Origin of the sequence: Pseudomonas sp. NPDC089530 (assembly GCF_050280705.1) — a bacterium.
In the GTDB taxonomy this organism is placed as follows: Bacteria; Pseudomonadota; Gammaproteobacteria; order Pseudomonadales; family Pseudomonadaceae; genus Aquipseudomonas.
The window spans coordinates 1-25,083 of record NZ_JBNNVU010000080.1; the positions used below are offsets into that span (position 1 = coordinate 1).

The window sequence follows — 25,083 nt, forward strand, 5'->3', positions numbered from 1 at the left end:
TCTACATACAATTTCATAGGTATTGGTCCGTCCCGATCAAGAGGAAGATCGCCGCAACAAAGAAGCGCTGTATTCGTATGGAAGGCTGGCCGGCAGGGTGTTTTTCAGCGCTTCGGCGGTCCAGGCGCTGGCGCCGATCTGCACCGCCTTGAAGCCGTGGTTGATCATGGCGCGGTCCGCCGGGGCGCCGGACAGATTGCTCGGCAGGCCATGGTTGTAGCGCTCGTCCACCAGCAGCGCGAGCTGCCGGTCCAGCAGGTCGGCGACGTTGGCCACCAGGTTCTTCAGGCTGTCCATGGCGAAGGCGATATGCCCGCCATAGAAGTGCCCGCCGTGCAGCACGCGCTCGGCTTCGGCGTCGATGATCGGGTTGTCGTTGGCGCTGTTCAGCTCGGTTTCGATAAAGCCGCGCAGCCAGCCTAGGCTGTCGGCCAGCACGCCCAGCACGTGGGGCGCGCAACGCAGCGAATAGCGGTCCTGCAGGCGGTGCAGCGGCGCGGTCGGCGCGTCGATGGCCAGGTCCTGGCGCAGCCAGGCGGCGACCTGCATCTGCCCCGGGTGCGGCTTGGCGGCGAACAGGCGCTCGTCGAAGTGCTCCGGATTACCCTGCAGGGCCACCACGTTCAGCGCGGTGATGCGGGTCGCCAGGCGCAGCAGGTAGTCGGCGCGGGCGAAGGCCAGGCAGGCCAGGCCGGTCATCACCGCGGTGCCGTTCATCAATGCCAGGGCCTCTTTCGGGCGCAGCACCAGCGGCTCCCAGCCCAGCTCCCGGTGTACCTCGGCCGAGGTGCGCCGTTCGCCGCGGAACAGTACTTCACGCTCGCCGGACAGGGTCGCGGCCACATAGGACAGTGGCGTCAGGTCGCCGCTGGCGCCCACCGAACCTTCTTCGGGGATCAGCGGCAGGATGTCGTGTTCGAGGAACGCCTGCAGGCGTTCCAGCAGTTCCACACGGACCCCGGACACGCCATGGCACAGCGACTGCAAGCGCGCCGCCAGCACCGCGCGGGTGGCCTGCGGGTCCAGCAGCTTGCCCAGGCCGCAGCCATGGAAGGTGTACAGATGACGGGGCAGGGCCTCGACGTGCTCCAGCGGCACCGCGACCACGCAGGAGTCGCCGTAGCCGGTGGTCACGCCGTAGATCACGCCTTCCTTGTCCAGCAACGAGTCGAGGAACCGCGCGCCCTTGGCGATGCGCTGACGGAATGCGCTGTCGTCCTGCAGTTGGGGCGGCGCCTGACGGTTGGCCAGGGCCAGCACGTCTTCGATGCGCAAAGGGAGTTCGCCGAAGGTTACCGGCTCAAGCGGATGCGTCGTCATCGGTCTTCCAGAAAGGGTAAAAGTTGAACCATTGTTGAGGCGCTTCGAGGCAGTAATGGCCCAGGCGCTCGGCATAGCGGGCGGTCCATTGCCGGATCACCTGCTCGCGGTCGCTGCGCTTCCAGGCCACGACCTCGGCGAAGGGCTCGAGGATCAGACGATAGCGGCCGTCGCATTTGAGGCACAGCAGCAGGTTGACCGGGCATTTCAGCAACCCCGCCAGCAGCCACGGTCCCTGGGGAAAGGGCGCCGGATGGCCAAGGAAATCCACCTGCACATTGCGGCTGCCGTGCAGCGGTACGCGGTCACCGGCAATCGCCAGCCATTCGCCGCGATCCAGGCGCTGGCTCAGTTGCAGCATCACCGCCGGGTCCAGCTCGCTGACCTGGATCAGCCGCAGGTTGGTGGCCCCGGCCTCGCCCAGCAGGCGATTGAAACGTTCGGCGTGCTTGGTGTGCACCAGCACGTTCATGGTGACCTTTTCCCCCAGCTCGGCCAGGGCCCGGCAGACTTCGAGGTTGCCCAGGTGGGCGCCCACCAGCATCTGTCCGCGGGTACCGCGCATCTGGTTGCGCAACAGCGCCGGGTCGACGATCTCGATCTGTTCCAGGCGCAGCTTGCCGTTCCACACGTCGAGCTTGTCCAGCAGGGCATCGGCGAAGGCCATGAACTGGCCGAATACCCGCCACTGGCTGGGGCGCAGCTCGGCCTTGCCGCTCCATTCGGCCAGGCGCCGCTGGTACAGCCAGATGCTGTGGCGCGCGCTGCGGCCGAACAGGAAGAAGTACAACACGATGACGTACAGCAGCGGGGTCAATACCCGGCGCCCGAGCACGCGCACGCCGACGGCGGTGAGCTTCATCAGCCAGAAACTGCCGCGCTCCTCGTGCTCGGCCCAGTGTTGCTTGTCCTGTTGCGCTGTCATGCCTGCCACCGTCGCCAGAGGATCATGGGGGCGCGCAGCAACATGCCGAAGAACAGCCGGGTGTGCATGCTGGAAATCAGCGCGTTGTCGTGGAACAGCCGGAAGTGCGACAGGCCGTCCTGGGGGTAGTGGACCTGGGTCGGCAGCCAGCACATCGGCTGGTTGCGCCAGGACAGGCGCACGAGGATTTCCGGGTCGAAGTCCATGCGCTTGCCGAGCTTCACCGAGTCGATCAGGGCCAGGACCGGCGGCAGCGGGTAGACCCGGAAGCCGCACATGGAGTCGCGGATCTTGAGCGACAGGCTGTTGATCCAGACCCAGACGTGGGTCAGGTAGCGGGCGTACAGGCGGCCCTTGGGCACGCTGGCGTCGTACTGTGGATAACCACAGATCAGGGCGTCGGGGTGGGTCCGCGAATGGTCGATGAAGGCTTCGACGTCCCGCAGGTCGTGCTGGCCGTCGGCGTCTACCTGCAGGGCGTGGCTGAAGCCCAGGCGCGACGCTTCGCGCAGCCCGGCCATGACCGCGCCGCCCTTGCCCTGGTTGACGGCGAGCTTGACCAGGAACACCTGCTCGCGCTCGGCCAACTGCTCCAGCACGGCGGCGCAGGCCGGGCTGCTGGCGTCGTCCACCAGCACGCAGGGCAGGCCGCTGGCGAGCAGGGCGTCGACCACCGCCGGCACGGCGGTTTCATGGTTGTAGACCGGGATCACGGCGCAGGGGTTATGCATGGGCGGTATCTCCCAGGCGTGCGCTGCGCTCGCAACGGGCCCATAACTTATCCACAGGTGTTCTCCAGCAGGATGCGGCCGCTGGAACAGGCGGCGGTGTCATTGCGGTAGACAAAATAGAGTTTGCCGCGTTCGTGATCGAAGCGCAGGTGTAATTGCACCTGATCGCCAGGCCGTACCAGTTGCTGGAACTTCAGCACTTCCATACCGGCAAAGCGGCCCGGCAGCTCGAACAACTGCTTGCCCAGCGCCAGGGCCCAGTCCACCTGCACCACGCCCGGCAGCACCGGGGCCCGGGGGAAGTGGCCGCTGAAACAGGCCAGGTCCGGGGGGACCATCAGTTGCAGGTTCCATTCGCCATTGACCTCCTGCTGTTCCAGTACCTCAGGCGCCTGTGGGCGCGGGGCCAGCAGCAGGGCGTCGATCTCGGCCTGGGGCAGCTTGCCCTGGCTGTTCAGCGGCAACTGCCGCAGCAGGCGCCAGCGGCGGGGCAGCGCCAGGGCCTCGCAATGCTGGCTCAAGTGCTGGCGCAGCGCCTGGGTGAGTGCCCGGCGCCCCTGGTTGCGCAACGCAAACAGGCCTTGCTTGCTGAGGACCAGTAGCGCGCCAAGGGAGGCGCGGTTTTCCCGGACCACCCCAAGGCGGGCTTCGGCGACCCAGGCATGTTCGACCAGGGCCTGTTCCAGCATTGGCAGGGAAATGCGTTTTTCTTCCAGCTTGACGATCCGGTCCAGGCGCCCGAGCAGCTCGAAACGCCCGTCGGCGGCGATGCGCGCGGCATCGGCGGTGTGTTCGACATGCCCGGCCGGCAGGTAGGGCGAGGCAATCAGCAGGGCGCCGTCCGGGTCCTGGCTCAGTTCGACGCCGGCGAAGGCTTGCCACAGGTCGTCGCCCTGGCGCCAGGCGATGCCGCCGGTTTCCGAGCTGCCGAGGATTTCCGTCGGCCATTGCCCCAGGCGCCGCCGCAGGCTCTGCGCGGCGTCGGCGGGCAGCGCGCCGCCGGAGGAAAACACCCGGCGTACCGGGCTCAGGGCCGGCCAGTCGAGGTTGTCGCCCATGCGCTTGAGCAATGCCGGGCTGGCGACCCAGGCAAAGACCGGGTGCTGGCGGCTGGCGCGTTGCAGGTCTGCCGGGAACGGCAGCTGCCGACGTACGAAAGTACGTCCGGCGCACAGCGGCCAGAGCACGCGGAACAGCAGGCCGTAGATATGTTGGGTGGAGACGCTGCCGATGATGCAGGCCTGGCCCAGCCCCTCGCCCCACAGCTGTTCCAGGGCTTCGACCTCGTTGGCCAGCTGGCGCAGGGATTTGTCGATGCGCTTGGGCTCGCCGCTGGAACCGGAGGTGCACAGGCTCAGGCGGCAGGTGTCGAGGTCGAGTTCGGCGGCGGGCAAGGGCGGTAGGTCGAAGTCGGCCAGGTGGGCGTCCCCTGGCTGGTCGGTCAGCCACAGGTCGACTTCCGTCGACCAGCGTTGCCGGGTCTGGGGTTGCAGGTCGGCGGGCAGCAGCACGCCGACCCCGGCGCGCCAGGCGCCGAGCAGGGCGACCGCCAGCTCGGCGGCATCTTCCAGGTACAGCGCCAGGCGCTGTACGCCCCTGGCCCGCAAGCCCGCGGCCAGGCTCAGAGCCTGGTGCTGCAGCTGGCTGTGATCGAGTGCCGGCTCGTGGGTGACGATCCGTTCCGGCAGTGACTTGAGCAACAGTTGCTCAAGCTTTATCCAATTCATGCGCGGCCTCGTACGCGTTGTCGTAACAACCATTCAATGGCAAACAGCAAACCCATCAAGCCATAGGCGATCAGGCCGTTGTACAGCGTCCACCAGCTCAGCGGCGCCCACAGGGTCAGGGCCGCGGCCAGCAATCCGTTACAGAGGAAAAACACACTCCAGGCAATGGTCACCTGGCGGGTGTAGCGAACCGCCTTTTCCGGCAGTTCCGGCTCGCTCAGGCGGGCCAGGCGCTCGGCCATCGGTGGGCCGTATTTCAGGCTCAGGCCGAACAGCGCGAGCATGAAGCTGCTGATCAGCACCGGGTACCAGCGCAACAACAATGGGCTGTCGAACAGCGCCAGCAACAGGCAGAACACCATGGCGGCGCCAGCCATCCACAGGCTGCCGGGGCGCCGCTAGCCGGTCAGGGCCCGGGCCAGCCACAGGCCGCCGAGCAACAGGCCGAACTGCCACGGAGCGAAATGCTCCATGCCGAAATACACCGCAAAGGGATACAACAGGCCCGCTAGCAGCAGGCCAAGGCCGATCAGGCGGCTCATGCGGCCGGCTGGACCAGGCGGTAGACCGCTTCGACCACGTCGTTGACGGTGCGCACCGACTTGAACTCATCGGCGGCGATTTTCTTGCCGGTCTGGCGCTTGATGTGGTCGATCAGGTCGACGGCGTCGATGCTGTCGATTTCCAGGTCCTGGTACAGGTTGGACTCCAGGCTCACCCGGGCCGGTTCCAGTTCGAAGAGTTCCACCAGAGCATCACGCAGGGTGTTGAAGATGTCGTCACGAGTTTGCATGGTCCGGTCTCAAGCTGGCTGTTTTGCGGTGACGAACGCCGCAAGGCTCGCCACGTTGGAGAAGTGGTTGCGGGTGTCTTTGGCGTCGGCGTCGATCTTGATGCCGTAGCGTTTCTGGATGGCCAGGCCCAGCTCCAGGGCGTCGACCGAATCCAGGCCCAGGCCTTCGCCGAAGAGCGTCAACTCGTCGCCGATGTCTTGCACGCTGATGTCCTCGAGGCCCAGGGCGTCGATGATCAGCATTTTAATTTCCTGATGCAGATCGCTCATCTTCGGCGAGCTCCTTAATGAAGTAGTGATGCAAATGATCGTTGAGCTTGCGCGAGGCCTGTGGTGCAGGGCCTTGGACGGCAAAGGCGCACGGGTCTATATCGGCTCCCACGCGAAAACTGAAGTGCACGCGGCGCGGCGGGATGCGATACCAAGGTTCGGCCTTGGTCAGGGTGGTCGGGCTGACCTTGATGACCACCGGGGTAATGATTCTCGCACCCCGCAGGGCGATTGCCGCGGCCCCCCGATGAAAGGCCGGCGCCTCGCCCGGCCGGGTGCGGGTGCCTTCGGGGAAGATCACCAGGGTTTGGCCGTTGCGCAGGGCTTCGCTGGCGGCGTCGAGCATGTTCATGCTGCCATCGTTGCTGATGTACCCGGCGTCGCGGATCGGGTTACGGGTAAAAGGGTTCTGCCACAGGCTTTGCTTGACCACACAGTTGGTATGGCGCACCAGGCCGATGAGGAACACCACGTCGATCAGCGATGGGTGGTTGGCGAGGATCATTTGCCCGGGGCGGCCGAGCTGTTCCGCGCCGGTGACTTCATAGGTCAGCACGCCGCAGCGGGCCATGAAACGGATGAAAAACCAGAACAGTCGGCCGATGGTGCGGCGCGCCCGCTGGCGGTGGGCCTCGGCGTCGCCGGGCAGGCAGGCGAGCAGGGGGAAAACCACCAGGCGCAGGCACAGGCCGCCCAGGCCGAACAAGGCAAAGCTCATGGCAGTGGCGAACAGCCGCCAGTAATAGGCGTCGCGGGGCTTTGGGCTTACAGGTTGCGTTGCCAGTCCCATACACGGTCCTTCCAGGCATGTTGGCAGGAGGTCTTCTCGCTGAGCAGGGTACGCAAGAGATTCAGGGCATGGGGCCAGTCGGCGCGGGGTATTTCTCCGGAAGCGGTATCGAGGGTCAGTCGCCACTCTTGGCCGGGGGTCAGCAGCAGGCCCACCGCATAGGGGAACGGCACGTCGTCGATCCAGGTGGCATAGGCCTCGGGCGGCTGTTCTTCGGTGATCACCAGCAGCACCGCTGGCGCGCCTTCCTCCAGCAGCGCCGCGGCTTCCAGCATGCCGTGTTCAAGGCCGTCGCCAGCAGCGGCGAGGGCGGTCATTTCGCTGGTTTCGCCGCGCATGATCGACCACAGGCCGATCACGGCGTTGTGCACCGAGAGGCTGAACTGGGTCGGGGACAAGGGCTGGTCGGCCGCGAGGTCGCAGAGGATGTCGAAGGTCCGTGGCGTTTCGCCGTGCCGGGAAACAAAGACCAGGGGGAGCTGTTCCAGGCCTTCGGCCAGGGGCCAGCCCACGCTGAACGCCATGCGGGCCAGACGGCTGAGGCGCCGGCGCTGCATGGCGGGCAGGAACGACACATCGGGAGCCGCATCGCTGCGCTCGAGCACGACCGGTTGTCGGCTCCAGGCCTGCCAATCGTCCACGCTTTCGAGCCCAGGGGCCCACGCGCGCCATTGGGCGATGTTGAAATTGATCACTTGAAGTTCATCCCGCCCCTGCGGGCTTGCTTGACGTGTCAGGCGTCTGGGTCGTGACTCACCCTGCATGGAACACAGCCGAGTGGGACATATTATCGCGGTGTGACTGGCTTGTAGCAAACACTGGTTATGTTTTGCTCAGTTGAAATGACAAGTTTGGCAGGAAAAAAGATGTCATTTGGCTATTGCTGGGCGAGGTGGGTCGCAAGCACGGAAATGTTCTCCGGCGCCTGGCTGTTGCCTGGCCATCGGCCGTGACTTGGCAGTCCGCCGTCGGCAAGGTAGCGAAGCAGCGCTGCTCGCTACTACACTCGGTCATCTTTGATGCAGGGAGGTTTCGACATGCGGCGCGTGGTGTTCAATCAGAAAGGCGGGGTCGGCAAGTCCAGCATTGCCTGCAACCTGGCAGCCGTGAGCGCCAGCGAGGGCTATCGCACCCTGCTGGTGGACCTGGATGCCCAGGCCAACTCCACTCAATACCTCACCGGCCTGACCGGCGGCGACATCCCGATGGGGATCGCCGATTTCTTCAAGCAGACCCTGTCCTCCGGGCCGTTCTCGAAAAAGAACCAGGTCGATATCTACGAAACGCCCTTCGACAACCTGCATGTGGTGACGGCCACCGCCGAGCTGGCGGACCTGCAGCCCAAGCTCGAGGCGAAGCACAAGATCAACAAGCTGCGCAAACTGCTGGACGAGCTGGCCGAGGACTACGACCGGATCTACCTGGACACCCCGCCGGCCCTGAATTTCTACGCGGTTTCGGCATTGATCGCCGCCGATCGGGTGTTGATCCCCTTCGACTGCGACAGCTTTTCCCGTCAGGCCCTGTACGGCCTGCTGGCGGAAATCGAAGAGCTGAAGGACGACCACAACGAGGAGTTGCAGGTCGAGGGCATAGTGGTCAACCAGTTCCAGGCCCGTGCCAGCCTGCCCCAGCAAATGCTCGACGAACTGATCGCCGAAGGCCTGCCGGTATTGCCGGTGTACCTGGCCAGTTCGGTGCGGATGCGCGAGTCTCACCAGGCCAGCCTGCCGCTGATCCACCTCGATCCCCGGCACAAGCTGACCCAGCAGTTCGTCGATCTGCACAACCTGCTGGAAAACGCCTGACCCCTTTTTTGTGGGAGCGAGGCTTGTCCGCGATAGCGATCTGACAGCTGACGACGATGTTGAATGTCAGGCCCCCATCGTGGGCAAGCCTCGCTCCTACAGTTTTCGGCGATGCCCCTCAGATACCCTGGCTACGCAGCCAGCTCAGCAACTGCGGCAGCGGAAAAGCGCCGCTCTGGCGCGCCACTTCCCGGCCGTTCTTGAACAGGATCAGGCTCGGAATCGAGCGGATGCCCAGCTGCGCCGACAATTGTTGATTGGCCTCGCTGTCGAGCTTGGCCAGCCGGCACTTGCCCGCCAGTTGCGCGGCCGCCTGCTGGAAAACCGGTGCGAAGGATTTGCACGGCCCGCACCAGTCCGCCCAGACATCCACCAGCAGCGGCAGATCGCCCTTGATCTGGCTGGCGTAGTCGCCTTGTTTCAGCTCGAAGGGCTGGCTCAACAGCACCTGGCCCTTGCAGCGGCCGCATTTGGGTGCATCGCCCAGGCGCTCGGCGGGGATGCGATTCAAACCGTTGCAATGGGGGCAGGGGATCAACAGGGGATCGGACATGGGAGGGCTCCAGAAGGGTGGGCGATGGGCGTTATCTGGAGTCTGGTGCCGGGTTTATCAAGCGCGTGGCGGGCTTGTCGCATTCCTTCATACATCTTTGGGCGGTGTGGCCTCGGGCGAATCTAGGCTGAAACGGAGCCGTGGGTTTGCGCCGTTGGTCTGTTTGCGCGCATAGCAACTTGCTATGGAGCGCCGCCAACACTACCGTCTATAGCAATATGCGATAGGGACATTGCATGCATATCATCACCGCCAAACGAATCTGGGAGGCCAAGGATCGCTGGCCGCAATCGGCCAGTGCGCTGGATACCTGGTACAGAAAAATCAAAGGCCTCAATCCGGCCGACTTTGCAGCCATCAAGGCAGTGTTTCCAGCCACGGACAAAGTGGGGGCGTTTCACGTTTTCGACGTTGGCGGCAATAAGTTATGCATCATCACCGTGGTGCGTTATGAGGTACGACGCCTCTATATCAGGCACGTACTGGACCATCGTGAATACGACAAGGGCAGGTGGAAGGAGGAACCCATATGAATGTTCTGGTGAGGCAGGCGGCGGAGCATTGGCATTTCGTGGCGCCGTTGTTGCGCAAACCCAAGACCGAGGCCGATTACGATGAATTGGTCCGGGCGCTGGATGAGCTGCTGGATCTCATGGGAGAGGACGAGAATCATCCGGTGACTTCGCTGGTGGACATCATTGGTGACTGGATCGAAGCCTATGACGAAGAACATCGGCCAATGCCGGTGGCCAGTGGCGTAGACGTATTGCGTTCCTTCATGCGCGAAAACGGCCTGACCCAGAGCGACCTGCCCGGCGTCGGCGCGCAGTCGGTGGTCTCGGAGATCCTGAGCGGCAAGCGCCAGCTCAACCTGCGGCAGATCCGCTGGTTGGCCGAACGCTTTGGTGTTTCGGTGGAAACCTTTATCTGAGGGGGCTCAGGCGCGCTTGTTGACTACCTGGTTTTCCCTCGTTGGCTCAGTGGCAAGCACTGGGTTGTCATTGTCCGGCTCCAGAAAAGCTCCCCATTTGGCGCTGGTCTTGACCAGGCAATAGCTGTCGTTGCAACTGAGAATGACCCCGACTCGCTTGCAGAACACCACCTCGACGACGTTTTCGGTGGCACAGCATTGGCGAATGGAGTCCAGGGCCATGAAGACCTCGGCGCCCTGGATCGAAAAGTGTTCCTCCACACCGGGATACATGGCATATCCCCAATCCACTAGCGGGCCGCGCAATTGATAGACCGCGGCCTGGGCACCCTTGGCGTGGGCGAGTTTGTTCAAGGGCAGCCGTGTGACCCCGGCCAAGGCGACGAGGGCTTTGGCCGGGCCGCCGAGAAACGCCAGCGCAGCGCGTTCGTCATCGCTGAGTTGGCGTGTGGGAGTCAGCTCAGCCATGACTTTTCGGGTGGACCGGGCGGATGCGTAGAAATTCCAGGCAATGGGCAAGACTCGCCAGAGAACCATCAGGCAGAATCCTAGGACCATCAGGCCTTCGAAATTACTTTTACTCATTTAGGGGGGCGATTTTCTTAGTGGGACAAAGGCTGTTGTCTCAGGACGAGCAGCTGATTTCCAGGTGCTTGCCCCATTCCGGTGGCCGCTCGGCGTAGCGCTCCATGCCGGCCTGCTGCTCGAACGGCCTGCTCAGCACCGCATGCAGCTGGCGCACCTCGGAGTAGTCCCCGCGCTCGGCGGCGTCGATGGCGTTCTGCGCCAGGTAGTTGCGCAGGATGTAGAGCGGGTTGACCCCATGCATGCGGGCACGGCGCTGGTCCTGGCCGTCGTCCTGCTCGCGGCCGACGCGGGCCTGGTACAGCTCGGCCCAGTCATCGAAGCCCTGGCGGTCGACGAAGTCGTCGCGCAGGCGGGCCACGGCCAGTTCCGCAGGCTCATCCCCCAGGCGGCGGAAGAACAGGCTGTAATCCACGCCGCTGCCCTGCATCAGTTGCAGCAGGCGCTCCACCAGTTTCTGGTCCTGGTCTTCGGCGCTGGTCAGGCCGAGGCGGCGGCGCATCAGGTCCAGGTAATGGGCCTGGAACAGCGGTAGGAACAGGCCGAGGGTTTCGCGCAGGGCCTCGACGCTGATGAACGGCGTCAGCGCCTGCGCCAGGGCGCTGAGGTTCCACTGGGCGATAGGCACCTGATTGCTGAACGAGTAGCGCCCCTGGTCATCGGAATGGTTGCAGATGAAGTGCGCGTCGAAGTCGTCGAGGAAGGCGAACGGCCCGAAGTCGAAGGTGATGCCCAGGAGCGACATGTTGTCGGTGTTCATCACCCCATGGCAGAAACCGTAGGCCTGCCATTTGGCGATCAGTTCGGCGTTGCGCTCCACCACTTCGCGGAACATCGTCAGGTAGGGTTCCGGCTGCTCCAGGCATTCGGGGAAGTGCATGGCCAGCACATGCTCGCCCAGCTGTTTCTGCTGCTCGGGGCGTTTTGTGTAATAGAAGTATTCGAAGTGGCCGAAGCGCACGTGGCTCGGCGCCATGCGCAGCAGCATCGCCGCGCGCTCCTGTTTCTCGCGCCAGACCGGGGTGTCGGAGCCGATCACGCACAGCGCCCGGGTGGTCGGAATGCCCAGTGCGTGTAGCGCCTCGGAGGCGAGGAATTCGCGGATCGACGAACGCAGCACCGCGCGGCCATCGCCCATGCGCGAGTAGGGGGTCTGGCCGGCCCCCTTGAGGTGCAGGTCCCAGTGCTCGCCGGCGGCGTTGTACACCTCGCCCAGCAGCAGCCCGCGGCCGTCGCCCAACTGGGGGTTGTAGGAACCGAACTGATGCCCGGAATAGACCATCGCCCGCGGCTCTGCTTCGGCCCACAGCTTGTGCCCGCCGAACAGCTCGGCGAACACCGGGCTTTCAGCGACTTCGGGGTCCAGGTCCAGCAGCGCCATGGCTGCCGGACTGGCCACCACCAGGCGGGGATGGTCGATCGGCTCGGGCAGCACATGGGTTGAGAACGCGTCGCCCAGGCGGGCGAAACGATTGTCGAAGGTCAGTTCGTCGAGGGCTTTCAACGGCCATCTCCAGCAGAATGTCCGAGCATTCTGCTAGGGGTAGCGCCCTTAGTCGAGCCTGGTGGGCAGTGGGTCCTGCGGCGGTTTGCCGTCGGACGGCGGCACTGGGGTCTTCTCCGGCCCGATGGGCACCATCTTGTACTCCTGGCCGTGGAGGTTCTTCAGGTAGACCTCCATCTGGCGGAACGAGATGTTGATGTTCTGCTTCTTGAACTCGCGGTTGATGAAGCGGTTGACCTCGTCGATCACCGGGTTGCGGTCGCCCAGTTCGCGCACGTGCATGCGCAATTCATGGTCGAGGGTGCTTTCGCCGAAGTTGAGGAAGTACACATGCGGCTCGGGTTCTTTCAGTACCCGCGGGTTCTCCCGGGCGGCCTTGAGCAGCAATTCCTTGACCAGGTCCAGGTCCGAGCCGTAGTCGACGCCGAGCTTGAGGGTCACCCGGGTGATGGTGTCGGTCAGCGACCAGTTGATCAGTTGCCCGGTGATGAACGTCTGGTTCGGGACAATGATGTCCTTGCGGTCGAAGTCGGTGATGGTGGTGGCGCGGATACGGATCTTGCTCACTGTGCCCGACAGGGCGCCGATGGTGATGGTGTCGCCGATCCGTACCGGACGCTCGAACAGAATGATGATGCCGGAGATGAAGTTGGCGAAGATCGCCTGCATGCCGAAGCCGAGGCCCACCGACAGCGCCGCCACCAGCCATTGCAGCTTGTCCCAGCTAACGCCGAGGGTCGACAGGGTGGAGACGAAGCCGACGCCGGCGATCACGTAGGACAGCAGGGTGGTGGTCGCGTAGGCACTGCCCTGGGCCAGGTTCAGCTTGGACAGCACCAGCACTTCCAGCAGGCCGGGCAGGTTGCGCGCCAGGGCGAAGGTGATGCCGACAATGATCAGCGCGCCCAGCATGTCGCCGATGCTGATGGGCACCATGCTCATGTTGGCGCCGGTGCCGCTGGTGTATTCGTAGAGGGTGACGTTGTCCAGGTAGGAGAAGACCGTGATCAGGTCCGACCAGGCCCAGTACAGCGCGGCGATGAAACTACCCAGCAAGGCCAGGCGGATCAGGCGCAGGGACTGTTCGTTGACCTTCTCGATATCCATGGTCGGCTCTTCGACCACCGCTTCGCCGTCTCCGGACTCCCGGGCGGCCTGGCGCTTGCTTAGGGCGCGCTGGTAGGCCAGGCGCCGTGCGGCCACGGCCAGGCCGCGGACGAAGGTGGCTTCGATCACCAGCCAGAGCATCAGCAGATACAGGGTGTTGATCAGGCGGTCGCTGAGCTTCAGCGCGGTGTAGTAGTAGCCGAAGCACACCGCGACGAACAGGGCGACCGGCAGCACGGTGAACAGCACCGCCACGGCCTTGCGGAACAGCGAGGCATTCTCGTGCGTCGGGCTGCTCAGCAGCAGGCGGCTGAGCAGCCAGGTCATCAGGGCGTAGCAGGTCAGCACCACGCCGATGCCGAGCACGTCGTCGGCCAGCGCCGCCGGTTGATGTTCGGCGACGGCCACCACGGCCACCAGCGCCAGGACCACCAGCCCGAGGCGGCGCACCCAGCCCTGGAGGAATTCGACCTGGGGTTTCTCCCAGCGGAAGTGCAGTTCGGCCACGCCGCCCGGGGCGAGGATCCGGTAGGCGGTGTAGAACACCAGCCAGGCCTGGGCCATCTGCAGCAGCGCGGCGCCGAGGTTGGCGTTCTGGCCGCGGGCGTCGATCTGCAGGGCCAGGCCGCACAGCGCCAGGCCCAGGGAGACCGGCAGCGCCAGCAGGATATTGACCAGGATCGCCTGCGGCGTGTGCCACTGGCTGTCGCGCTTGAAGTGGCCGATGTCCTGGTGAAGCTTGTTCAGGCGCCGGTACAGCTGCTTGCGCCGCCACAGCAAAGCCGCGATCAGCAGTAGCAAGGGCAGGAACAGCAGCGGCCGTTGCGCCAGGCCGTCGGCCAGTTCGCTCAGGCTGGACGACCAGGGTAGGCTGACCACCTGTTTTTCCAGGCGCAGCGGTACCGCTTGCAACCATTCGAGGTCCAGCGGCTTGTTGCTGGGAATCCAGAACATCTGCTCGTCGAGGGTCGCGCGCAGGCTCTGGGAGGTGCTCAACAGTTGTTTCTGATTGAGCTGCAGGGTGATGGATTCGTTGAGCAGCGCGCTCAGCTCGCGGCTCAGGCGCTCCAGCAGGTCGGCACGGGTGACGGCCAGGTCCAGCAGGGTCTTGCGCAGCTGCGGCGTGACCTGCTCGGATGGCTGGGAGGCCAGCAGGTTGTCGACGTAGCTGCTGGGGCTGGTGATCAGTTCGCGCTGCTGGTTGACCTCGAACTGGTACAGGCGGATGTCGGCGATCTGGTCGGCCAGGTCGCGGTCGAGCCGCAGGTGGGGCAGCGCCTGCTTCTGCTTGTAGAGGATCTTCGACAGCAACAGGCTGCCCTTGAGCACGTTGATCTGCTCGTCCAGGGTGGCGTCGCTCTGGGTCACGCTGTCGAGTTGCTGCTTGGTTTGCAGGTTCTGCTGGGTCAGCTCGTTGAGGCGGTCGGTGCTTTTGAGCAGGTAGTCGGAGAGCTTCAGGTTGGCTGCGCTTTCGCTGGCCAGCAGGCTGCTGCTCCCGGCCTTCTGCGCTTCGATGGATTGCTGGGTGACGGTTTGCTGGGACTGGGCCAGGCGCTTCTGGTTGATCAGGGTCTGCAGGTCCTGGATTTCCTGCTCCAGGCGGGCGGTCTTTTCCATCAGCAGATCGTGCTGGCTGTTGCCCAGGTCCTGCAGCTGGCTGTTGCCGGCCAGTTCCTGGCGGCGCAACGGGATCAGCGCATTGATGGCCGCCAGTTCGGCGTTGAGCTGGTTGCGCTGGTCGGCGTTGATGGGCTTGCCGGCGTCCTTGCCGATCTTGAGGATCGTGTTGATCTGCTGGGTGCGGGTCTGGCTGCTGCTGATCTCGGCCTGGGCCCGTTCGGGGCGGGTCTGCGCGGTAATGGCCAGGCTGTTGGCCTCGGCCAGCGCCTTCTGCATGTCGCCCTGCTGCGTGGTGCGTTCGGTCAGCAGCTGTTCGAGCTGCGACACCGGCAGGTTGGCGTAGCGCTGGGCCACCGGTACCACTTTGGTGGCTTTCAGGCGGGTCAGCTCGCGCTGGTTCTCGCCGGTCTGGCGCGGGGCATTGTTCAGCTGCTGCTTGAGATCGCTCAGGCGCTGCTCGTAGTCCTGCTTGCTCGACAGTTGGGTGAGGGTCTGCTGCAGCACCGCTTGCAGGGCCTTCTGATCGGCTTCCGGCAATTTGCGCTCGGCGATTTTATCCAGGCTCTGCTGGACGGACTCGGCGCTGGGCGGCTCGGCCGCTTGCAATGGGCCGACAGAAAGACTCAAGCCCAGCAGGGCGGTGGCGAAAAGGGTGCGCAGGGTTGGCATAGAGACTGGTCGAGCTGGATGAGAAGTGGGCAGTTTAGAGGAAGAGACCGGGGCCGGGGCGACTTCCTTCGGGGAATCTGACGCCCACTTTGCTGATCTTGTTCCCGTCCATCACGGCAACCGTCCAGATGGTGTTGTTCCATTCCACCTGGTCGCCGACCACTGGGGCACCGCCTACTTTATGGGCAATGAAGTGGCTCAGCGGCATGTCCGGATCGACCCCTTCGAGCTGGAGCCCGTAGAGCGCCGAAACCGCGCCCAGCTGGGCGTCGCCTTCGAGTACGAAGTCGCCGAAGAAGCGCAGGTCCAGGCCCCGTTGCGGTGCCTGGCTGAAGAGTTTTCCAAGGGCCGCCAGGTTGTGTTCATGGCCGATCACACACAACAGATCGTCGGCTTCCAGCACGGTACTACCCGACGGATGGAGCAGTTGCTGGCCGCGAAACAGGGCGGCGATCCGGGTGCCTTCGGGCATTTTCAGCTCGCGCAGCGCCGCGCCGATGCACCATTTTTCCGCGCCGAGGCGATAGACGAACAACTCCCATTCGCTGGTGACATGCACTTCCAGGGCGGCGCGGGAGATCGGCGCCGGCTCCGGCGGCACCGTGACCTTCAGCAGCTTGGCGACCCACGGCAGGCTGGTGCCCTGCACCAGCAGTGACACCAGCACGATGAAGAAGGCCAGGTTGAAGTACAGCTGGGCCTCGGGCAGCCCGGCCATCAGCGGGAACACTGCCAGGATGATCGGTACCGCGCCGCGCAGGCCGACCCAGGAAATGAACGCTTTCTCGCGCCCGTGGAAGGCCTTGAACGGCAACAGGCCGACCATCACCGACAGCGGGCGGGCGAACAGGATCATCCACAGCGCCAGGCCCAGCGCGGGCAAGGCGATGGGCAGCAGGTCATGGGGCGTGACCAGCAGGCCGAGCACCAGGAACATGCCGATCTGCGACAGCCAGGCCATGCCGTCGAGCATGTGCAGGATGCCGTGCCGGCTGCGCACCGGGCGGTTGCCGATCACCAGGCCGCACAGGTAAACCGCCAGGAAACCGCTGCCATGCAGGGCGTTGGTCAGGGCGAAGACCACCAGGCCGCCGGCGATCACCAGGATCGGGTACAGGCCGGTGGCCAGGTTGATGCGGTTCACCAGTTGCAACATCAACCAGCCACCGCCCAGGCCGATCAGGCCACCGATGCCGAACTCGCGCAGCAGATGCCCCAGCAGGCTCCAGTGCAGCCCGGTCTGGTCGCTGGCGATCATGTCGATCAGGGTCACGGTGAGGAACACCGCCATCGGGTCGTTACTGCCCGACTCGATCTCCAGGCTGGCGGTAACCCGTTCGTTCAGGCCTTTGCCGCCCAGCAGCGAGAACACCGCCGCGGCGTCGGTGGAGCCGACGATGGCGCCGATCAGCAGGCCCTGGATCAGGTTCAGGTCGAACAGCCAGGCGGCGGCCATGCCCGTCAGGCCGGTGGTGATCATCACGCCGACGGTGGCCAGCGACAGGGCGGGCCACAAGGCCACGCGGAAACTCGAGACCCGGGTGCGCAAGCCACCGTCGAGGAGGATCACCGCGAGGGCGAGGTTGCCCACCAGGTAGGCGGTCGGGTAGTTGTTGAAAATGATGCCACCGCCGTCGACGCCGGCGGCCATGCCCACGGCCAGGATGATCACCAGGATCGGGATACCGAGGCGGGACGAAAGGGAACTCACCAGAATGCTCGCACCTACCAGCAACGCGCCGATCAAGAACAGGCTGTTGATGGTCGTCGCATTCAAAGGCAGTACTCCAGAAGCAGAAAGGCGGGCACAAACTGACCATGCAGTCTGCGTGCCAGCGATTCTAACCTGCTGAAATACGATGCTGTCAAAGAGCTTTTGCGCCTGTTTGCAGGCGGCAGGAAAACGTCGCCTGTCGCCAGCCTCCGGCGGCCTTCATAGTGGTCCGTCGTGGCTGGCGCAGGCGTCGATCAGCGGGATGTTACAGGGCGAATCGCGCCACCATGCCGTTCAGGTCCACGGCCAGGCGCGACAGCTCGTGGCTGGCGTCGCTGGTCTGGTTGGCGCCCGTGGCCGACTGCACCGACAGGTCGCGGATGTTCACCAGGTTGCGGTCGACTTCACGGGCCACCAGCGCCTGTTCCTCGGCGGCGCTGGCGATCACCAGGTTGCGCTCGTTGATTTCGTTGACGGCGTTATTGATGGTCTCCAGGGCTTCGCCGGCGCCCCGGGCGACGCTCAGGGTCGAGCTGGCGCGCTCGGTACTGGTGCGCATCGACTCGACGGCGTGCTCGGTGCCGCTCTGGATGCTGCCGACCATGCGTTCGATTTCGCTGGTGGACTGCTGGGTGCGGTGGGCCAGGGCCCGCACTTCATCGGCGACCACCGCGAAACCGCGCCCGGCATCGCCGGCCCTGGCCGCTTCTATCGCCGCGTTCAAGGCCAGCAGGTTGGTCTGGTCGGCCAGGCCACGGATCACGTCCAGCACCTTGCCGATATCGCGGGACTCCTCGGCCAGTTCGCTGATCTTGTTCGCCGAGCTCTGCACCTCGCTGCTCATCAGCTCTATGGCGCTGACGGTTTCGCGCACCAGGTCGCGGCCTTCGCCGGCCGATTGGGTGGCATCGTTCGAGGCTTCGGCGGTGCTCACGGCATTGCGTGCGACCTCCTCGACGGCGCAGGTCATTTCGTTCACGGCGGTGGCCGCCTGTTCGATTTCGTTGTTCTGCTGGGTCAGGCCGCGGGCGCTTTCGTCGGTGACGCTGTTCAGCTCTTCCGCGGCGGAGGCCAGCTGGCCGGCGGAGCCGGAGATATGCAGCAGGGTCTGGCGCAGTTTTTCCTGCATGGTCGCCATGGCCTGCAAGAGGCGTCCGGGTTCGTCGCGGCCGTTGACCTCGATGGCCTGGGTGAGGTCGCCTTCGGCGATGTATTCCGCGGCGTGCAAGGCATCGGCGATGGGCCGGGTGATGCTGCGGGTCAGCAGCCAGGCGAACACCACGGTCAGGGTGGTGGACAGGATCAGCAGGGCAATCACCAGGTTGGATGCCGAGGAGTATTCATCGGCGGCATGGGCGTTGGCTTCGTTGGAGCGCTGGCTGTTGATCTGCACCAGCAGGTTGAGGACCTTGTTGATCTGCCGCGAGTTGGTCATCAGTTCGTTGTTCAGCATCTGCTGCAGTTCTTCGAGCTGGTTGTTGCGCGACAGTTCTTTCACCCGTTGTTCGAGCTGGCGGTATTCGGCCAGGAGTTTGAGGAACTGCTCGTAGGCCTCGCTTTCCTCCGGGCTGCTGACCAGCTTTTCGTAGGTGCTGCGGGTTTTCTCCACCGCCTGGTTGCCCTGCTCGAGCGACTCGCGGGTCTTGGCCTGCACCTCGGGGCCCCGGTTGACCACCAGGCGATAGGACAGCACCTGCAGCCGCAGCATCTGTTGCGTGAACTCGTCGATGCTCTGGATGCTGGGCATGTTGTCGGTGGTGATGGTGGTGGTCGCTGCGCGGATCTTGCTCATCTGGTTCAGGGCGAAGATGCCCAGGAACAACATCAGGCTGCCGATGAATGCAAAGCCGAGGAACGCCCTCGGTGCGATGTTCATGTTGCGAAGAGACATGGTGGAGGACCTCGAGAATGCGCAATCCATGCCGCGGTGGTTGATAGGCTCCCCTGACCTATCGCGCGCAAAAATGGATTCTTGAAGCCGGGACGAGAGTTTCAGAAAGATCTGATGGGCGACGAAATGTCAGGAACCTGAGGGGGGAATGACAGTCTTTAAAGTTCGCAGGCAAGGTCGCCCGCCAGGTAGCCCGAGGCGTTGCGCCGGGATAAACCTGGCATCGGCGGTGACTTTTCTTTATCGTACGCGCCCTTTGAAAAATGCTCGGAAAATCAAAATGTTGGAAGCATCCCTAAGCCAATTGGAACAGCTTGTCAGTGACCTGGTGCAACAGAACCAGGCGCTGTCGGGTATGAACGAAACCCTGAAAGCGGAACTGGCCCAGGCCAAGGATGAGAACGAAAGCCTGCAACTGAGCCTGATGGAACAGGAAGAGAAGCAAGGCGCTACCGTGGCCCGTATCCAGGCCCTGGTCGAACGCGTCAGCGCCGGTCCTGTCAGCGCATGAGACAGGGTGCCGACGGAGTCAAGGTCGTCTCGATTCTCGGTGAGGACTACTCGATCAAGGCACCGGCCGGGGAAGAGCAGACCCTGCTGGATGCCGCATTGATGTTGAAGGCCACCCTGGCCGAGACCAAGAAGAAATACCCGACGCTGATCGGCGATCGCCTGCTGGTGTTGACGGCGATGAACCTGTGTTCCCAGCAGCTGGAAATGCAGAAGCGCCATCAGCAGGAACTCGACCGTTACCAAGAGCAAGTCAGCGCCACGGTCGAAGTGATCTCCAAGACCATCAGCCAGAACTGATCGGCGTTACCCAGCCGGCAAGGCCGTTGCGGTCGGGTCAAAGGGATGGTTATCGCGGGCAATCGAGCGTGATCGACGTTCGCTTGCCCGCGCTGCTTTCAGCCCGTCAAAACCACGCGTCCTGCATGCCCAGGCAGGTATCGTCCCGCGCTTCCAGCAACGCCAGTTCGTGATGGCAAGCCGGCACTTCCCAGGTCAGGAAGTAGCGCGCCGCCTGCAGCTTGCCCTGGTAGAAATCCAGGTCTGCCACATTGCCTTTGTCCAGGCCCTCCTGCGCGCGGATCGCCTGTTCCAGCCAGCGCCAGCCGATCACCGCATGGCCGAAGGCTTTCAGGTACAGCGCCGAGTTGGCCAGGCTGCTGACCTTGCCCTGGGCCAGGTCGGTGAGCAGGCCGATGGTCACGTCCTGCAGGCGTGCCACCAGCTTTTCCAGGGGGGCGCGCAGCGCCTCGAGGGAGGCGTGGGCCCGGGCCCGTTCGTTGGTCACGGCGATCAGGCGGATCAGTTGCTTGAGGCCCGCGCCGCCGTTCTGCGCCAGCTTGCGCCCCAAAAGGTCCAGCGATTGGATGCCGTGGGTGCCTTCATGGATCGGGTTCAGGCGGTTGTCGCGGTAATACTGTTCCACCGGGTATTCGCGGGTGTAGCCGTGGCCGCCGAGGACCTGGATCGCCAGTTCGTTGGCTTTCAGGCAGAACTCCGAGGGCCAGGATTTGACGATGGGCGTCAACAGGTCCAACAGTTCGTGGGCCTGCTTGCGCTGCTCTTCGGTGGCCAGGGTGCTGGTGTCGTCGAACAGCCGCGCGGCGTACAGGCCCAGGTCGAAAGCGCCTTCGACATAGGCCTTCTGGGTCAGCAGCATGCGCCTGACGTCGGCGTGCTGGATGATCGGCACCGGTGCGGTGTGCGGGTCCTTGTTGTCCGGCAGCCGGCCTTGCGGGCGCTCGCGGGCGTATTCCAGGGAGTACAGGTAGCCGGCGTAGCCGAGCATCACCGCGCCCATGCCGACGCCGATCCGTGCCTCGTTCATCATCTGGAACATGTAGCTCAGGCCGTGATGGGGCTGGCCCACCAGATAGCCGACACACTCGCCGTTATCGCCGAAGTTCAGCGCGGTGGAGGTGGTGCCGCGATACCCCATCTTGTGGAACAGGCCGGCCAGGAGCACATCGTTGCGCTGGCCCAGGGAGCCGTCGGCGTCGACCAGGAACTTGGGCACGATGAACAGCGAGATGCCCTTCACCCCGGGCGGGGCGTCCGGCAGCTTGGCCAGCACCATGTGCACGATGTTCTGGGCCAGCGGGTGATCGCCGCCGGAGATGAAGATCTTGTTGCCCTTGATGCGATAGGTGCCGTCGCCGGCCGGTTCGGCTCGGGTACGGATGTCCGCCAGCGAGGAGCCAGCGTGGGGTTCGGTCAGGGCCATGGTGCCGAAGAAGCGGCCGTCGATCATCGGTTGCAGGAAGCGCTGCTTCTGTTCCTCGCTGCCGAAGCTCTCGATCAGATTGGCCGCGCCCATGGTCAGGAACGGGTAGGCGGAACTGCCGACGTTGGCCGCCTGGAAGTGGGCGAAGCAGGCCTGGGACAACAGCGTCGGCAGCTGCATGCCGCCGGCCTCGAAGCTGCGCGTGGCGTTGAGGAAACCGGCTTCGAGAAAGGCGTCGACCGCGGGTTTCACTTCCGGGATCAGGATTGCCTGGCCGCCCTCATAGCGCGGCTCGTTTTCATCGCCCTTGCGGTTATGCGGGGCGAAGAACTTCTCGGCGATGCTGCGGGCGGTGCCGAGGGCGGCGTCGAAGGTTTCCCGGTTGTGTTCGGCGAACCGCTCGCGCTGGGTCAGGCCCTCGGCATCGAGGACTTCATACAGCTCGAAAGCCAGATTGCGGGAACTGAGCAGCGTCTCGGACATGGCGGCCTACCTGTTTTATCGGGAATGCCGCGAGTCTAGGCGGGTGAATAAAAGCTGAACAGCAAGATTGATGAAAGTGATAAAGGCGCCAAACAGGCGTGGTTACAGGGAATGGGGCTACGGGGATTGTGTCGGGCATGAAAAAGGGCGCCGGTGAGGGCGCCCTTTTCATGTCGCTGACCGACGGCTTAGCCGATGGTCATCAGGCTGGCGTTGCCGCCGGCCGCCGCGGTGTTGACGCTCAGGGCGCGCTCGATTACCAGGCGCTCCAGGGCAATCGCGGTTTCGCCTTGGGACAGGCCGTGCACGCCGACGATGGCGCCGGCACGCTGGGCCACTTGCTGGCAGACCGCGCGCAACTGGTCGGAGTCGCCGTGGTGCAGGACCGCGTCGAACACCACCTCGTCCTTGGTCCAGTCCGCCACGCGGTGGATGCGCGCTTGCACTTCCTTCGGCAGGCGGGCGTAGAGCGCCTTGCCCGGTTCGCCTTCCGGCCAGACCGCCGAGCCGCCCACGGCCAGTACCGCAGCCAGCTGGGTCAGCAGGTCGGCTTCGACTTCCGCCAGGCACAGCACGTGTTCGCGCGGCAGGATGGTGTAGCTGTTGCGTTCGCCGGTCGGGCCGGCCAGGACGCGGCTGACACCGCTCTGGGACTGCGCCGCGAACTGCGTGCACAGGGCGCCGAGGTCCGCCATTTTATTGCTCTGGGCCCAGGCTTGCAGGGCGCCCAGCGGCTTGCTCATGGCATCGCGCAGGCGCACGTCCGGGGCGTTGGCGGCATCGCCACGGGCAAAGGACTGTTCGATGGCGTCGGCCGGACGGGTCGACAGCAGGCGGTACAGGTACAGCGGGCCGCCGGCTTTCGGACCGGTGCCCGACAGGCCTTCGCCGCCGAACGGCTGCACGCCGACCACGGCACCGACGATGTTGCGGTTGACGTAGACGTTACCGGCGTTGACGGTGTCGATCACCTTGGCGATGGTCTCGTCGATGCGGGTGTGCACGCCCAGGGTCAGGCCATAGCCGGAGGCGTTGATCTGCGCGATCAGCTGGTCGATGTCCTTGCGCTTGTAGCGCACCACGTGCAGCACCGGACCGAAGATCTCGCGCTGCAGCTCGTCGAAGCTTTCCAGCTCGATCAGGGTCGGCATGACGAAGGTGCCGCGCTTGATTTCTTCGCCGTCGGCGATCGCCACCTGATACACAGTGCGGCCCTTGTCGCGCATGGCCTGGATGTGTTTCTCGATGCCGGCCTTGGCTTCGGCGTCGATCACCGGGCCGATGTCCACGGCCAGGCGCTCCGGGTTGCCCAGGCGGCTTTCGGCCATGGCGCCCTTGAGCATTTCGATCACGCGGTCGGCGGAGTCTTCCTGCAGGCACAGCACGCGCAGGGCCGAGCAACGCTGGCCGGCGCTGTCGAAGGCCGAGGACACGACATCGATCACCACCTGTTCGGTGAGGGCCGAGGAGTCGACGATCATCGCGTTCTGGCCACCGGTCTCGGCGATCAGCGGGATCGGCCGGCCCTGGGTGTCCAGGCGGCCGGCGACGTTGCGTTGCAGCAGGCGCGCGACCTCGGTGGAACCGGTGAACATCACGCCTTTGACCCGCTCGTCGCCCACCAGGCGGGCACCGACGGTTTCGCCGCGGCCCGGCAGCAGTTGCAGCACGCCTTCCGGAATCCCGGCTTCGAGCATCAGGCGCACGGCTTGCGCGGCCACCAGCGGCGTCTGTTCGGCCGGCTTGGCCAGCACCGGGTTACCGGCGGCCAGCGCGGCGGCGACCTGGCCGCTGAAGATTGCCAGCGGGAAGTTCCACGGGCTGATGCAGACCACCGGGCCCAGCGGGCGGTGCGCGTCGTTGCTGAAATCGTTGCGCGCCTGCACCGCGTAGTAGCGCAGGAAGTCCACGGCCTCGCGCACTTCGGCGATGGCGTTGGCAAAGGTCTTGCCGGCTTCCCGGGCCAGCAGGCCCATCAGCGGCTGGATCTCGCCTTCCATCAGGTCGGCGGCGCGTTCGAGGATCGCGGCGCGTTCGGCCGGCGGCGTGGCCTGCCAGATCGGTGCAGCGTTCAGGGCGCACTGGATGGCGTTGTCGACGTCTTCGACCGTGGCTTCCTGGACATGGCCGACCACATCGCGATGGTCGGACGGGTTCAGCACCGGCGCCGGGGTTTCGCTGCTGGAGGCGCAACCGAGCATCGGCGCGGCTTTCCAGTGGTTGTGGGCGGTGGCCAGCAGGGCGCAGGACAACGACGCCAGGCGGTGTTCGTTGGCCATGTCGATGCCGGCGGAGTTGGCGCGCTCGCTGCCGTACAGGTCGCGCGGCAAGGGAATGCGCGGGTGCGGCAGGCCGAAGCCGCCTTCCAGGGTGGCCATCTGCTCGATCTGGCTGACCGGGTCGGCCACCAGTTCCTGGATGGAGATCGACTGGTCTGCGATGCGGTTGACGAACGAGGTGTTGGCGCCGTTTTCCAACAGGCGGCGTACCAGGTAGGCCAGCAGGGTTTCGTGGGTGCCGACCGGTGCGTACACGCGGCACGGACGGTTCAGCTTGCCCTCGGCGACCTTGCCTACAACCTGTTCGTACAGCGGTTCGCCCATGCCGTGCAGGCACTGGAACTCGTACTGGCCCGGGTAATAGTTCTGACCGGCGATGTGGTAGATGGCCGACAGGGTGTGGGCGTTGTGCGTCGCGAACTGCGGGTAGATGACTTCCGGTACCGACAGCAGCTTGCGGGCGCAGGCGATATAGGAGACGTCGGTGTACACCTTGCGGGTGTAGACCGGATAGCCTTCCAGGCCTTCGACCTGGGCGCGCTTGATCTCGCTGTCCCAGTAGGCGCCTTTCACCAGGCGGATCATCAGGCGGTGACGGCTGCGGCGCGCCAGGTCGATCACGTAGTCGATCACGTACGGGCAACGCTTCTGGTAGGCCTGGATCACGAAGCCGATACCGTTCCAGCCGGTCAGTTGCGGCTCGAAGCACAGGCGCTCCAGCAGGTCCAGGGACAGCTCCAGGCGGTCGGCTTCCTCGGCGTCGATGTTCAGGCCGATGTCGTACTGCTTGGCCAGCAGGGTCAGGGACAGCAGGCGCGGGTACAGCTCGTCCATCACGCGCTCGTACTGGGCGCGGCTGTAACGCGGGTGCAGGGCCGAGAGCTTGATCGAGATGCCCGGGCCTTCATAGATGCCGCGACCGTGGGAGGCCTTGCCGATCGAGTGGATGGCCTGCTCGTAGGACGCCAGGTATTTCTGTGCGTCGTGCTCGGTCAGCGCCGCTTCGCCGAGCATGTCGTAGGAGTAGCGGAAGCCCTTGGCTTCGAACTTGCTGGCCAACGCCAGCAGAATAAAAATGATGCGAGTAATACCCCCCCCTCCAGACACCTGAGCCATCAGATATCACCCTCTTCATCTTCATTAACCCGAT

19 protein-coding genes and 4 pseudogenes are annotated in these 25,083 nt (G+C 64.6%); 5 read left to right on the forward strand and 18 right to left on the reverse strand.

The features are described 5' to 3' along the window. Positions 1–81: 81 nt before the first annotated feature. From ACQKQA_RS23490 to ACQKQA_RS23530, 9 genes and pseudogenes are all read right to left on the reverse strand, one after another. Positions 82–1,320 (reverse strand): annotated as a pseudogene (locus tag ACQKQA_RS23490) (HAL/PAL/TAL family ammonia-lyase); the annotation flags it as partial. Then, on the reverse strand, positions 1,301–2,245 hold the full coding sequence (locus tag ACQKQA_RS23495; protein ID WP_427563084.1) for a glycosyl transferase: 945 nt from the start codon (positions 2,243–2,245) through the stop codon (positions 1,301–1,303). The pseudogene ACQKQA_RS23490 and the gene ACQKQA_RS23495, both read right to left, overlap by 20 nt. Next, positions 2,242–2,976, reverse strand: coding sequence for a glycosyltransferase family 2 protein (locus ACQKQA_RS23500; protein ID WP_427563086.1), 735 nt, complete (start codon positions 2,974–2,976; stop codon positions 2,242–2,244). The genes ACQKQA_RS23495 and ACQKQA_RS23500 overlap by 4 nt, the downstream gene beginning before the upstream one ends. A 47-nt stretch (positions 2,977–3,023) precedes the next feature. Next, positions 3,024–4,703, reverse strand: coding sequence for an AMP-binding protein (locus tag ACQKQA_RS23505; protein WP_427563089.1), 1,680 nt, complete (start codon positions 4,701–4,703; stop codon positions 3,024–3,026). Beyond that, positions 4,700–5,245, reverse strand: a pseudogene (locus tag ACQKQA_RS23510) (hypothetical protein). Before ACQKQA_RS23510 ends, ACQKQA_RS23505 begins: the two are co-directional and overlap by 4 nt. Further along, positions 5,242–5,496: an acyl carrier protein gene (locus tag ACQKQA_RS23515; protein ID WP_427563092.1), complete on the reverse strand. Its 255-nt coding sequence runs from the start codon at positions 5,494–5,496 to the stop codon at positions 5,242–5,244. The pseudogene ACQKQA_RS23510 and the gene ACQKQA_RS23515 overlap by 4 nt, the downstream one beginning before the upstream one ends. A 9-nt stretch (positions 5,497–5,505) precedes the next feature. Beyond that, on the reverse strand, positions 5,506–5,766 hold the full coding sequence (locus ACQKQA_RS23520) for a phosphopantetheine-binding protein (protein ID WP_427563095.1): 261 nt from the start codon (positions 5,764–5,766) through the stop codon (positions 5,506–5,508). Next, a complete protein-coding gene (locus tag ACQKQA_RS23525; protein ID WP_427563097.1) occupies positions 5,741–6,556 on the reverse strand; it encodes a lysophospholipid acyltransferase family protein in 816 nt (271 codons plus the stop codon). The genes ACQKQA_RS23520 and ACQKQA_RS23525 overlap by 26 nt, the downstream gene beginning before the upstream one ends. Further along, positions 6,532–7,251 (reverse strand): beta-ketoacyl synthase chain length factor, encoded by a 720-nt coding sequence (locus ACQKQA_RS23530; RefSeq protein ID WP_427563099.1) that lies wholly within the window; start codon positions 7,249–7,251, stop codon positions 6,532–6,534. Before ACQKQA_RS23530 ends, ACQKQA_RS23525 begins: the two co-directional genes overlap by 25 nt. A 342-nt stretch (positions 7,252–7,593) precedes the next feature. Between ACQKQA_RS23530 and ACQKQA_RS23535 the strand changes: the two genes are divergently transcribed. Then, entirely contained in the window at positions 7,594–8,364 is a 771-nt protein-coding gene (locus ACQKQA_RS23535; RefSeq protein WP_427563101.1) for a ParA family protein, read from the forward strand. A 118-nt stretch (positions 8,365–8,482) separates the two neighbouring features. Here ACQKQA_RS23535 and trxC read toward each other — a convergent pair whose 3' ends face one another. After that, positions 8,483–8,917 carry a thioredoxin TrxC gene (trxC, locus tag ACQKQA_RS23540; RefSeq protein ID WP_427563103.1) on the reverse strand — a complete coding sequence of 145 codons (435 nt, stop codon included), beginning with the start codon at positions 8,915–8,917 and terminating at the stop codon, positions 8,483–8,485. A 236-nt stretch (positions 8,918–9,153) separates the two neighbouring features. Here trxC and ACQKQA_RS23545 point away from each other — a divergent pair, with 236 nt between their 5' ends. Further along, positions 9,154–9,450, forward strand: a complete 297-nt coding sequence (locus tag ACQKQA_RS23545) for a type II toxin-antitoxin system HigB family toxin (protein ID WP_427563105.1) — start codon at positions 9,154–9,156, stop codon at positions 9,448–9,450. Beyond that, positions 9,447–9,848 carry a helix-turn-helix domain-containing protein gene (locus ACQKQA_RS23550; protein ID WP_427563106.1) on the forward strand — a complete coding sequence of 134 codons (402 nt, stop codon included), beginning with the start codon at positions 9,447–9,449 and terminating at the stop codon, positions 9,846–9,848. Before ACQKQA_RS23545 ends, ACQKQA_RS23550 begins: the two co-directional genes overlap by 4 nt. Positions 9,849–9,854: 6 nt before the next feature. Here the strand turns inward: ACQKQA_RS23550 and ACQKQA_RS23555 are convergent, their stop codons facing one another. The 6 genes and pseudogenes from ACQKQA_RS23555 to ACQKQA_RS23580 form a co-directional block, all read right to left on the reverse strand. Beyond that, positions 9,855–10,433, reverse strand: a complete 579-nt coding sequence (locus ACQKQA_RS23555; RefSeq protein WP_427563107.1) for a hypothetical protein — start codon at positions 10,431–10,433, stop codon at positions 9,855–9,857. Positions 10,434–10,473: 40 nt separating this feature from the next. After that, complete coding sequence (gene selO / locus ACQKQA_RS23560; RefSeq protein ID WP_427563109.1) at positions 10,474–11,937, reverse strand: protein adenylyltransferase SelO; 1,464 nt, start codon at positions 11,935–11,937, stop codon at positions 10,474–10,476. Between the two features lie 48 nt (positions 11,938–11,985). Continuing rightward, a complete protein-coding gene (gene mscK / locus ACQKQA_RS23565; protein WP_427563111.1) occupies positions 11,986–15,333 on the reverse strand; it encodes a mechanosensitive channel MscK in 3,348 nt (1,115 codons plus the stop codon). Between the two features lie 34 nt (positions 15,334–15,367). Further along, a complete protein-coding gene (locus ACQKQA_RS23570; protein WP_427563112.1) occupies positions 15,368–17,110 on the reverse strand; it encodes a potassium/proton antiporter in 1,743 nt (580 codons plus the stop codon). A gap of 202 nt (positions 17,111–17,312) precedes the next feature. Next, on the reverse strand, positions 17,313–18,185 hold the full coding sequence (locus ACQKQA_RS23575; protein WP_427563117.1) for a methyl-accepting chemotaxis protein: 873 nt from the start codon (positions 18,183–18,185) through the stop codon (positions 17,313–17,315). Next, positions 18,168–18,968, reverse strand: a pseudogene (locus ACQKQA_RS23580) (MCP four helix bundle domain-containing protein); the annotation flags it as partial. The pseudogene ACQKQA_RS23580 and the gene ACQKQA_RS23575, both read right to left, overlap by 18 nt. A gap of 250 nt (positions 18,969–19,218) precedes the next feature. On the opposite strand from ACQKQA_RS23580, the gene ACQKQA_RS23585 reads away from it, so the two are divergent. Beyond that, positions 19,219–19,449, forward strand: coding sequence for a hypothetical protein (locus tag ACQKQA_RS23585; protein WP_044460814.1), 231 nt, complete (start codon positions 19,219–19,221; stop codon positions 19,447–19,449). Then, the gene (locus tag ACQKQA_RS23590; RefSeq protein ID WP_202698848.1) at positions 19,446–19,748 is read left to right on the forward strand and encodes a cell division protein ZapA; all 303 of its coding nucleotides are present in this window, start codon (positions 19,446–19,448) and stop codon (positions 19,746–19,748) included. Before ACQKQA_RS23585 ends, ACQKQA_RS23590 begins: the two co-directional genes overlap by 4 nt. A gap of 106 nt (positions 19,749–19,854) precedes the next feature. Here ACQKQA_RS23590 and ACQKQA_RS23595 read toward each other — a convergent pair whose 3' ends face one another. Continuing rightward, a complete protein-coding gene (locus ACQKQA_RS23595; protein ID WP_427563115.1) occupies positions 19,855–21,654 on the reverse strand; it encodes an acyl-CoA dehydrogenase in 1,800 nt (599 codons plus the stop codon). Between the two features lie 188 nt (positions 21,655–21,842). Next, positions 21,843–24,998, reverse strand: a pseudogene (gene putA / locus ACQKQA_RS23600) (trifunctional transcriptional regulator/proline dehydrogenase/L-glutamate gamma-semialdehyde dehydrogenase); the annotation flags it as partial. Positions 24,999–25,083: the final 85 nt, after the last annotated feature.